4 protein-coding genes are annotated in these 11,730 nt (G+C 64.1%); 2 read left to right on the forward strand and 2 right to left on the reverse strand.

From position 1 onward, the window contains the following. Positions 1-19 precede the first annotated feature (19 nt). Positions 20-3,250 carry an efflux RND transporter permease subunit gene (locus tag HBF24_RS11300; protein WP_167172950.1) on the forward strand — a complete coding sequence of 1,077 codons (3,231 nt, stop codon included), beginning with the start codon at positions 20-22 and terminating at the stop codon, positions 3,248-3,250. Positions 3,251-3,344: 94 nt separating this feature from the next. Beyond that, complete coding sequence (locus HBF24_RS11305) at positions 3,345-6,473, forward strand: efflux RND transporter permease subunit (RefSeq protein WP_167172952.1); 3,129 nt, start codon at positions 3,345-3,347, stop codon at positions 6,471-6,473. Positions 6,474-6,529: 56 nt separating this feature from the next. Here HBF24_RS11305 and HBF24_RS11310 read toward each other — a convergent pair whose 3' ends face one another. Continuing rightward, on the reverse strand, positions 6,530-8,092 hold the full coding sequence (locus tag HBF24_RS11310; protein WP_206064296.1) for a sodium/solute symporter: 1,563 nt from the start codon (positions 8,090-8,092) through the stop codon (positions 6,530-6,532). Positions 8,093-8,486: 394 nt separating this feature from the next. Beyond that, a complete protein-coding gene (locus tag HBF24_RS11315) occupies positions 8,487-11,678 on the reverse strand; it encodes a TonB-dependent receptor (protein WP_167172954.1) in 3,192 nt (1,063 codons plus the stop codon). Positions 11,679-11,730 lie beyond the last annotated feature (52 nt).

Here is an 11,730-nt window from a genome sequence, read left to right on the forward strand (position 1 = left end):
TCTAGCAGGAACGCACCGCGTGGGCTTTTCGACACTTTTCATCCGCCGGCCGATCGCCACCTCGCTGCTAATGGCAGCGGTGCTGCTGCTGGGCATTCTTGGCTATCGTGCGTTGCCGGTCTCGGCACTGCCGGAAGTGGACGCGCCCAGCCTGGTCGTGACCACCCAGTATCCGGGCGCCAGCGCGCAGACCGTGGCCACCCTGGTGACCACGCCGCTGGAGCGCCAGCTCGGACAGATTTCCGGCATCACCATGATGAGCTCGGACAGCTCCGCCGGGCTGTCCTCGATCGTCCTGCAGTTCAACATGAACAAGGACATCGACATCGCCGCGCAGGACGTGCAATCAGCGCTGCGCGCCGCGCGCCTGCCCGGCAGTCTGCCGTATCCGCCGGTGTACAACCGAGTCAATCCGGCCGACGCGCCGATCATGACGCTGGTGCTCAGCTCCGACACGGTGCCGTTGCGGCAGGTCAATGACTACGCCGACTCGGTGATCGCGCAGAAACTCTCGCAGGTCGAGGGCGTGGGCCTGGTGTCGATTGCCGGCAACGTGAAGCCGGCCGTGCGCGTGCAGGTGAATCCGGCGCAGCTGGGCAACCTGGGCCTGACCATGGAGGACGTGCGCAGCGCGCTCACCCAGGCCAACGTCAACGCTGCCAAGGGTACGCTCAATGGCACGGTGCAGACCTATTCCATCGGCACCAATGACCAGCTCACCGACGCCCAGCAGTACCGCAACACCATCATCAGCTACAAGGATGGTTCGCCGGTCCGCCTGAAGGACGTGGCCAAGGTCATCAATGGTGTCGAGAACGACCAGCTGGCAGCTTGGGCCAATGGCAAACCGGCGGTGTTGCTGGATATCCGTCGCCAGCCCGGTGCCAACATCGTCAAGACGGTGGAGAACATCCGCCGGCAGATGCCGTCGCTGCGCTCGGTGCTGCCCAACAATGTGAACCTCAGGGTGTTCGCCGACCGCACGGTGACCATCCGCGCCTCGGTGCACGATGTGCAGTTCACGCTGATCCTCACCGTGTTCCTGGTGGTGGCGGTGATCTTCGTGTTCCTGCGCCGGTTGTGGGCCACGGTGATTCCATCGGTGGCGGTGCCACTGTCGCTGCTGGGCACGTTCGCGGTGATGTCGTTTACCGGCATGTCGCTGGACAACCTGTCGCTGATGGCGCTGACCGTGGCCACCGGCTTTGTGGTCGACGATGCGATCGTGATGATCGAGAACATCGTGCGTTACATCGAGCAGGGCAAGAGCCCCAAGGAAGCGGCCGAGATCGGCGCCAAGGAAATTGGCTTCACCGTGCTCTCGCTGACCGTGTCGCTGGTGGCGGTATTCCTGCCACTGCTGCTGATGCCGGGCGTGACCGGGCGCCTGTTCCACGAGTTCGCCTGGGTGCTGACCAGCGCCGTGGTCATCTCCATGCTGGTGTCGCTGACGCTGACACCGATGATGTGCGCCTATCTGCTCAAGGCCGACGAGTTGCCGGTGGGCGATGATGCCCACGAGAGGGCCGCCGCCGAGGGCAGGCGCGACTGGTGGACACGCACCGTCGATGCCTATGGGCGCAGTCTGGACTGGGTGCTCGAGCACCGTCCGCTGACCATGCTGGTGGCGGCCATCACCCTGGCCGTGACCATCCTGCTTTACGTGGCCATTCCCAAGGGTCTGCTGCCCGAGCAGGACACCGGCATGATCACCGGTGTGGTGCAGGCCGATGACAACATCGCCTTCCCGGCGATGGAGCAGCGCATGAAGCAGGTCGCCGCAGCCCTGCGCAAGGACCCGGCCGTGGCTGGCGTGGCCTCGTTCATCGGCGCCGGTTCGATCAACCCGACGCTCAACCAGGGCCAGCTGTCGATCGTGCTGAAAGACCGCGGTGACCGCGGCAGCCTGGATGAAATCCTGCCGCACCTGCAGAACGACGCGGCCGGCATTCCGGGGGTGGCGTTGTATCTGAAGCCGGTGCAGGACATCACCCTGGATACGCAGGTTTCGGCCACCGAGTACCAGTTCGCCATGTCCGACGTCAATTCGGACCAGCTCAACGATTACGCGGCGAAGATGACCTCGGCCATGCGCGGCTTGCCCGAGCTGTCGGATGTGTCCAACAACCTGGCCGACAAGGGGCGCTCGCTGCATCTTGATATCGACCGCGACAAGGCCAGCCGTCTTGGCGTGCCGGTGCAGACCATCGACGACACCTTGTACGACGCCTTCGGTCAGCGCCAGATCTCGACCATCTTCACCCAGCTCAACCAGTACCGCGTGGTGCTGGAGGTGGACCCGAAATTCCGCAACAGCGCCGATCTTCTCAACAAGCTGACCGTGCGCAGCAATGGCAGCGGTGCGCTGACCGGCACCAACGCCACCAGCTATGGCCAGCTGGTCTCGGCCAACTCGTCCACGTCCACCGGTGTGGGCAACGCCAATACCGGCATCAAGACCGGTGCCGGCAGTACCGTGCCTTTGTCGGTGCTGGCCAATGCCACGGTCACCAACGCACCGCTGGTGATCACGCACCAGAACCAGCTGCCGGCAGTGACCATCTCGTTCAACCTGGCGCAAGGCTACTCGCTGTCACAGGCGGTCGATGCCATTCGCAATCTGCAGGCCAAGCAGAACTGGCCGCCGCAGGTGCGTGGGCAGTTCATCGGCAAGGCCGCCGAGTTTTCCTCCTCGCTGGGTGACGAAGTCCTGCTGCTGCTGGCGGCAGTGGTGGTGATCTACATCGTGCTGGGCGTGCTCTATGAGAGCTACATCCATCCGATCACCATCATTTCCACGCTGCCGCCGGCCGGTGTCGGCGCTCTGCTGGCGCTGATGATCTGCAACATGAGCCTGTCGGTGGACGGCATTGTCGGCATCGTGCTGCTGATCGGTATCGTCAAGAAGAACGCGATCATGATGATCGACTTCGCGATCGAGGCGCAGCGCTCGGGGATGAATGCGCGTGATGCCATCCATCGCGCCTGTCTGCTGCGTTTCCGTCCGATCATGATGACCACCGCAGCGGCCCTGCTGGGCGCGTTGCCGCTGGCGCTGGGCAATGGCATCGGCGCCGAGCTGCGCCGGCCGCTGGGTGTGTCCATTGTCGGCGGTCTGCTGCTGTCGCAGCTGATCACGCTGTACACCACGCCGGTGATCTACCTGTACATGGAACGTTTCTCCGACTGGCAGCGGGCCCGCCGCGAGCGCCGTGCGTTGGCACGCGCCGAGGTCGGCAGCCGGTCATGATCGGATCGATGTCCGGGCAGACTGCCCGCGGGGCCCATGGGCTGGCCCAGGCCGGTTCGCGGGCCGTGGTGCCGTGGGTGCGGGAGGCGTGCGCGTGAACATCTCAGGGCCGTTCATCCGTCGCCCCATCGGCACCTCGCTGCTGGCGGCCGGCGTGTTCGTCATCGGCGTGATCTGCTACCTGCTGCTGGGGGTCAGCGCGCTGCCGCAGCTGTCGTTCCCGGCCATTTTCGTGCAGGCCAGCCAGCCCGGCGCCGATGCCAGCACCATGGCCTCGACCGTGGCCGCGCCGTTGGAGCGGCACCTGGGCCAGGTGCCGGGCATCTACATGATGCGCTCGCACAGTTCCGAAGGCAGCACGTTTGTCTTCATGATCTTCGACTCCGACCGCAATCTCAATGCGGCCGCGCGCGATGTGCAGCAGGCGATCAACGCGGCGGTGCCGGACCTGCCCTCGGGGCTGACCTCGCCGCCCACCTACCGCAAGGCCAATCCCAACGACGACCCGATCCTGATGCTGGCGTTGACCTCCGATTCGCAGCCGCTGTCGGATCTCTATGATCGCGCCAACACCTTGCTGGTGCCGCGACTCAGCCAATTGGAGGGCGTCGCCTCGGTGGATGTGGCCGGCAGCGCGCAGCCGGCGATCCGCGTCGATGTGAACCTGCACAAGCTCAACGCGCTGGGCATCTCCTCCAATGAGCTGCGCAACGCGCTGACCGCGGCCAATGTGACCTCGCCGCAGGGGTTCTTGAGCAACGGCCAGACCACCATGGCGGTGACCGCCAATGACCAGCTGCACAGCGCCGAGCAGTTCGCCGACGTGGTCATCGCGGTCAAGAACGGCACGCCGATTCGCCTGAAGGACGTGGCCGATGTCTATCAGGGCCAGGAGGATTCGTTCCAGGGCGCCTGGTTCAATGAGCAGCCATCGATCCTGCTGGAAGTGTTCAAGCGTCCGGACGCCAACGTGCTGTCCACGGTCGATGCGGTCAAGGCGCAGTTGCCATTGATGCGCACCTGGCTGCCCAAGGGCACGCACCTGACCACCTTCTTCGACGGCACGCCAACGGTACGCGCCTCGATCAACGAGGTGCAGATCACGCTGCTGATCAGCCTGGCCATGGTCATCATGACCATGGCGCTGTTCCTGCGCCGGCTGGCACCCACGGTGATTGCCGCCACGGCTGTGCCACTCTCACTGGCCGGCGCATTCGTGGTGATGTACCTGCTCGACTACACGCTGGACAACCTGTCGCTGCTGGCGCTGGTGATTGCCATCGGCTTTGTGGTCGACGATGCCATCGTGGTGATCGAGAACATCATCCGGCATCTGGACGCCGGTGAGTCGCGCCTGCAGGCGGCACTGGCCGGCGCGCGCGAGATCGGTTTCACCATCGTTTCCATCACCGCCTCGCTGATCGCGGTATTCATTCCGCTGCTGTTCGCGCCGGGCATGATGGGCATGTTCTTCCGCGAGTTCACCATCACGCTGATCTCGGCCATCGCCGTGTCGGCGGTGGTCTCGCTGACGCTGACGCCGTCGCTGTGCGGCGTGTTCCTAAAGCCCACCAGTGAGGCCGAGCCGAGCCGCTTCGGCCGTGTGCTGGATCGCTTCCACGGCGGCATGTTGAACCTGTACCGGCGCACGCTGGACTGGGCGCTGAGGCATCCGCGCCTGCTCTCGCTGCAGCCCTTGCTGCTGGTGGTGCTGACGGTGTTCCTGTTCGGCATGGTGCATGCCGGGTTCTTCCCCGAGCAGGACACCGGACTGATCTGGGGCCGGGCCAGTGCCGGGCCGTCGGTGTCGTATGACCAGATGTCCGATCGCCTGCAACGCATCACCGATGTGCTGGAAGCCGACCCGGCGGTCGAGAACATCAGTTCGCAGCTGGGCAGTGGTCGCCACGGTACCACCACCGCCTCGTTCACCATCCAGCTCAAGCCGCTGGGCCATGGCCGTAAGCTCACCACGCAGCAGGTGCTGACGCGACTATCGCTGAAGGTAAACCGTTTCCCTGACATGGAGCTGCGCCTGCGCCCGCACCAGGACCTGCCCTCGGGCGGTGGCGGCGGCACCAGTCAGGGCGCGCAGTACAGCGTGTCCCTGCAGGGCAACAACTCAGAGGAACTGCAGGAGTGGTTGCCCAAGCTGCAGGCGGTGCTGAAGAAGAACCCGATGCTGCGCGATGTCGGCACCGATGTGGACGATGCCGGCCTGCGCGAGAACGTGGTGGTGGATCGCGACAAGGCCTCGGCCATGGGCGTGTCGGTGGCGGCGGTGGACGATGCGCTGTACAACGCCTTCGGCCAGCGCCAGGTCTCGACCATCTATTCGGACATCAACGAATACCACGTGGTGGTCAACGCCTTGCCGACGCAGACGGCCACGCCCGATGCGCTGACGCGCATCTACGTGAAGGGCTCCGGCGGCATGGTGCCGCTGACTGCGGTGGCGCACATCGAGCCGGGCCTGGCGCCGGCCGAGATCACCCACCAGGACCAGTTCACGGTGATGGATGTCAGCTTCAACCTGGCACCGGGCGTGGCGCTGGGTCAGGCCATGGCCTCGATCCGCCAGACCGTGGGCGAGATGCGGCTGCCGGGCGACATCCGTCTCGCGCTGGGCGACAACTTCCGTCGCCTGCGCGAACAGCAGTCGCAGGGACCGTGGCTGCTGCTGGCGGCGATCCTGGCGGTGTATATCGTGCTGGGCATGCTCTACGAGAGCCTGATCCATCCGGTGACCATCCTCTCCACGCTGCCATCGGCGGGCGTCGGCGCGCTGCTGGCATTGATCGTCACCAACACCGAGCTGTCGGTGGTGGCGATGATGGCGTTCGTGCTGCTGATTGGCCTGGTCAAGAAGAACGCCATCATGATGGTGGATTTCGCCTTGACCGCGCAGCGCGAAGGCGCTACTGCGTTCGACGCCATTCGCACTGCCTGCCTGGTGCGCTTCCGGCCCATCATGATGACCACCATGGTGGCCATTCTGGCCGCCGTGCCACTGGCGGTAGGCCTGGGCGAAGGCGCCGAGCTGCGTCGGCCGTTGGGTATTGCGGTGATCGGTGGCCTGCTGGTGTCGCAAAGCCTGACCCTGCTAAGCACCCCGGCGTTGTTCCTGGTGTTCTCGCGCATGGCCGCGCGCCGCCGCGCACGCAAGGAAGCTCGACGCCAGCGCAAGCTGGAGCGGCGCCAACTGGCCCGTCAGAACGGTTGATCAAGCCGGCGACCGGACTTGCACCGGTCGCCTTGTATCAACGCTGTCGCGCTGGTTTACCAGAGCACGATAATCAGCAGCGCGGTCAACCCCAGCACGATGAACGAGGCCCAGCGCACCTTCGGTGGAATGAAGGTCAGCCCCTTGCGCGCGATCAGCGCCACGCGCTTGTCATCCTCGTCGGGCCGGTCCGCGCAGCCCAGTTTGGCCATCCAGGCCCAGGTGATCAGCGCCGTGCTCGCGCAGGAAATGCCGGCCGAAATGGTGTAGTGCCATCCAATGATCTTGGTCATCTGGCCGACGAACAGCAGTGCACTGACGGCATGTCCGCAGATCAGCCCGCGCAGCGCCGCCGACGGGCCCAGCTTCTTGTTCCACAGGCCGAACAGGAACACGGCCACCAGTGGTGAGGCGACGTAGGCGAACAGCTGCTGGATGTAATTGAACAGGCCCTGGAAGTGCTGGATGAAGGGCGCCCACAGCGCCGCGATGCCGGCAATCACGAAGGTCGCCACGCGCCCGCACCAGGCCAGCTGGCGGTTGCTCAAGTTCGGCTTCATCGGCTGGATGAAATCCAGTGTCACCAGCGTCGCCGAGGAATTGAGCACCGCCGAAAGGCTGGACATCAGTGCCGCCGCCAGGCCCGCCAGTAGCAGCCCGGTCAGGCCCACCGGCGCAAAGTGCATGATCATCTCGGGAAACACCTTGTCCGGGTGTTCCAGGTTCGGTAGCAGGGCAATGGCCAGAGCACCGGGAATGACCATGAAGATCGGGTTCAGCAGCTTCAGCCCGGCGGCGATCACCGAGGCCCCACCAGCGGCGCTCATGTCGCGCGCGCCCAGCACGCGCTGAATCACGTACTGGTTCATGGTCCAGTAGTAGAAGCCGGCGATCGGCAGACCGATCAGCGTGCCCAGCCATGGCAGGCCGTTGGCCCCCAGCGGACGGATCATCGACATCTTGTCCGGCGAGATGCGATCCATCACCTGGCTCCAGGAAAAATCGAACTGGCCGAACACCAGGATCGCCAGTGCGATCGAGCCACCCAGCAGCACGAAGGCCTGCATCACATCCGTATATACCACCGCGCGCAGGCCGCCTGACGCCGTGTAGACCGCGGTGAACGCGGCCAGCACCAGGCTCATTTCCCACATCGACAGCGACGGGAAGAACGCCGTCACCACCACCGATCCGGCGTACAGGCTGGCGGCAGTGTCGATGACAATAGCCAGCAGCAGCGTGATCACCGACAGGTATTTGCGCAGGCGCCAGTCGAAGCGTCGCTCCATCAGCTCGGGCATGGTGGTGACCTTCGAGCGCATGATCACCGGCAACACGAAGAAGGCGGTGAAAATCAGCACCAGCCCGGCCATCCATTCGTAGTTGCCCACCGAGATGCCATTCCGGTAGGCGCCGCCGGGCAGGCCGATCAGCGTGTCGGAGGACACATTGGCCGCATACAGCGAAAAGCCCACCGCCACCGGGCCCAGCGAGCGCCCGGCCAGAAACAGGTCGTCCTTGTCCTTCTTGCCGCGCGCCACCCAGATGCCGATGCCGGCGGTGACGCAGAAATAGGCGGCAATGATGATGTAATCGAGCGTGTGCAGATGTTCCATCATGGACCCCGTCGCCGTATTGCACGCACTGGCCCGGACCATCACGACACCGCGCGCAGGCACGCCCCCTCGCGCCCTGCCGAACCAGCCACATCAGCTCGCCACACGCAGCCGCGCGCGCGAACCCACTGGAGCCCCGCATGCTCTCAATGTGAATGCATGCGGGGTGTGAATCTTCCATGCGGCCATGGCTTTGGAGCGCGGCCTGGCAAGCGCGGGCCACGCCAACGTCGCGGTCACCTGGCGCCGCCAAGCGTCATCGGCGCGGTGGGACAATCACGGCCCGGCAAATGCAAAACGCCCGTGGCAAGGGCGAACCCTCACCGCGGGCGTTTTTTACGTCCATGTATCAGGCGAGGGCGTTCCTAGCCCTGGGTTGGCAATCGTTACACCGGCCTCAGAAGTGGAAGCGCACGCCGGCCATGTAGTAGCGCTCGGAGAGGTTGGAGTAATACTTCTCGTCCGGCCACACCAGGTAAAACTTCTGGCGCTCGTTGGTCAGGTTCTGTGCTTGCACATAGGCCTGGAAGTTGGGCGTGAACTGGTAGCTGATGCTGGCGTCCACGTAGGTGGTCGGCTTCTGGTAGACCTCCAGACCGGTGATGCCGGCATAGTTTTCCGCCACCGCGCGCCGGCTTCGATAGTTGGCCGCCACGCGCGCCTGCAGCCGCGAGTCCTGGTAGTACAGGATCAGGTTGGCCGACTTCTTGGAGTTGTCCGGGAATGGAATGGCGTTGCCGGCCAGGTCCTTCTTGCCGGTATCGCTGGGCGAGTAGGTGCCATTGATCTGGAAGCCCGTGTGCGAGAGGAAGCCGGGCAGGAAGTCCAGATGCTGGCTGTAGTTGGCCTCCAGGCCATGCAGGGTGGTGCCGGTTCCCTGCACCGGCTCGGTGACGTCCACGCAGCGGCGCACCACGCCGTCCTGATCGGGAATGTCACAGGAAATGGCACTGCTTTGCACGATGAAGCTGGACACGCGGATACGGAATGCGGCCAGGCTGATCATGCTGCTGCGATTCATGTAATACGACAGCGAGGCGCCGAAGTTCTCCGAACGCCACGGGTTGAGCTGCGGATTGCCTCCCGAGGAAGCACCGGTCACCGCCTGTACCGCGGTGCCATCGGCCAGCGTGGTGGTCTGGAAACTGCGCGAGAAGCCGCCTCCCCACTGATCCAGCGACAGCGGCATCATGTTCTTGGATCCGGCCAGGCGCAGTTTAAGCTTTGGCGTCAGATCCACCGATACGTTGATCGCGGGAAGAATGTCGTCGTACTGGCGATGGGTGCGAATGGCACCAGCATTGGCCTGCGGCAGGCCATACGGCCGTGCCGCGCCAGTCAGATTCTGGCGCACATCCAGGTTGGTGCGGATGTAGCGAAAGCCGGCGTTGCCACTGAAGGGCAGGCCGGCAATGGTGCCCTGGAAGTTGGCCTGCGCGTAGAGTGCGCGCTCCTTCACCTGCAGGTCCCAGCTGCTGGCCGGGTCGGTAACACGCGTGGCGGTGCCGCCCTGGGTAACGTTGTAGAAGTCGTACGGGTTCTTCATCGCCGCCGGATCCACGCCCCAGCCGACCACGCCGGGCGTCTGGGCCACGTTGCTGATCTTCATCATGTTGTCACTGATGAAACCGGGCAACTGACTGACCGGCCCCATCAACTCGTTGCCGCGGAAGTAGCCATCGGCATTACTGGCCGTGCAGGCGCCATCGATGCCGCCGCCGTTGAGGATGATGTCCGACGTGGTCCAGCGCACCAGGCAGCCATCAGGGTCGCTGGCGCCATTGCCGGCAAATTTGTGCGCGGCAAACACGTAGGAGTTGAGCGATGCCGAGCGGATCGAGTTGCGCGCTCCAAAGTCCAGCGAAAAGTCCGGGGTAAATCGGAAATGCCCGTCGGCGCGGACGACGTTCATGCTGGTCGCCGCCTTGGAGCCGTTGCCATAGATGCTTTTGACCACATAGGTGGACTCCTGGCCCAGTCGAGACTGTACCGATTGCGGCACGGTGACCACCGGGTTCTGGCCGGTCCAGTCCACCGTTTCGCCGTAGGCATACTGCGGAAAGCCATTGGGGTTGAAGGCGAAGTTGCCGCCCTCGTTGGCCGGATGCACATACACCGTGGAGGGTAGCGAGACGCCGGATTTGAGCACATTGGGCCATTGCGAACCGTTGCCGTCGCTCATGTCGATGGACATCTGGTCGGTTTGCTGACTGGCGCTGGCGTTGATCCAGCGAAGATCGCCGGTGAACGGGCCGCCGTTGTCGAATTTCAGATCGGTGTTGAAGTTGCGTGCGTAGGAGTTGGTCCTGATCGCAGTCGACTCGGGCTCGGAATCACCTACCACCACGTTGTACTTCTGCACCGTGTAGAACTGCTGGTTCCAGTCGCCATCCTGCTCGCCCGGGGTGTTGAATGGGTTGGTGAAGATGGCACCGGTACCGCGCGAGGTCAGCGGCAGCGAGGTCGGCGAGGTCTGGCTGACCGGCAACGTGTAAACGCCGATCGATTGGTCGGTCTGCACCTGATGATTGAAGAAGCCATCGGCGGTGAAGGTAAGGCCATTGTCAAAGCCGTACTGGAACGCGGCGTTGAGGCCGGTGCGCTTGGGTTGCACCGTGTCCTGGGTCGGCTTGAAGCGCGGTGGGCTGTAGAAGGCACCATCAGCCTTGCCATCGCCGTTGACGTCCACGGAGCCATTGGCGAACTGGGTGATCTGCGAGGGTACCGGTGAGCCACTCCAGCCGGTCAGGTAGCCCAGGCCGTCGGCATTGGCCGAGCTGGCATTTTCCCCGGCCACGCGTCCGGTCTGGTTGGGCTGCCAGCCCTGCACATCGTTGCTGTGCACAAAGTCCGAGTAGGATGCGCCGACTAGGAAACCCCAGTTGCCATGGTCGTTGTAGCCGACCAGGATGTTGCCGTTGGGCTTGGTCTTGCCCGCGACCTGGCCGCGTCCGGCTTCCAGCGAGCCGGCGGTGGTCCAGCCAAATGGCAGGTCCCAGGGCTGGCGGGTGCGCAGGTTCACCGTGCCGGAAATACCCGAGGTCAGCATGCTGGCGGTGGGCGATTTCATCACGTCGGCGCCAGCAAACAGCGACGAGGGCAGGGTCTGGTAGTTGGGCTGGATGGAATAGATGTTGCTGGCGGTGATGAAGCTTTCACCGTTGATGAGCGTGGTCACCTCGGGCAGGCCACGAATATTGATGGTGGTGCCTTCACCGGCATTGCGGCCCACCTGCACGCCGGTAATGCGCTGCAGTGAATCGGCAATGGTCACATCCGGCAGCTCGCCAATGTTCACTGAGGTGATGCTGTCTTGGATATTGGGTGCGGTGCGCTTGAGCTCGATGGCCTGCATCTGCGATTTCAGGATACCGGTGACGCTGACTGCCTTCAGGTTTTCGGCCTTCTTGGGGTTCTTGGCGTTGGCCGGGCTGGCGCTGGTGTTGTCGGAGGTCTGGCCGCTGGCAGGCTTGGGACTTCGGGCATGACTGTCGCCTTTCGACGGGTTGCTGGCCAGCGCCGGCCCGCTTGCGGCCAGCGCCAGCGTGATGCTGGCGTACAGAACACTCTTGCTGATTACTGCTCTCACGGCTCGTTCCTCCGTTCCATTCCGTGGTGGTGACCAACGGCTGGGCGTCCAG

The sequence above is a fragment of the Oleiagrimonas sp. C23AA genome (assembly GCF_011759385.1).
Lineage (GTDB): Bacteria > Pseudomonadota > Gammaproteobacteria > Xanthomonadales > Rhodanobacteraceae > Oleiagrimonas.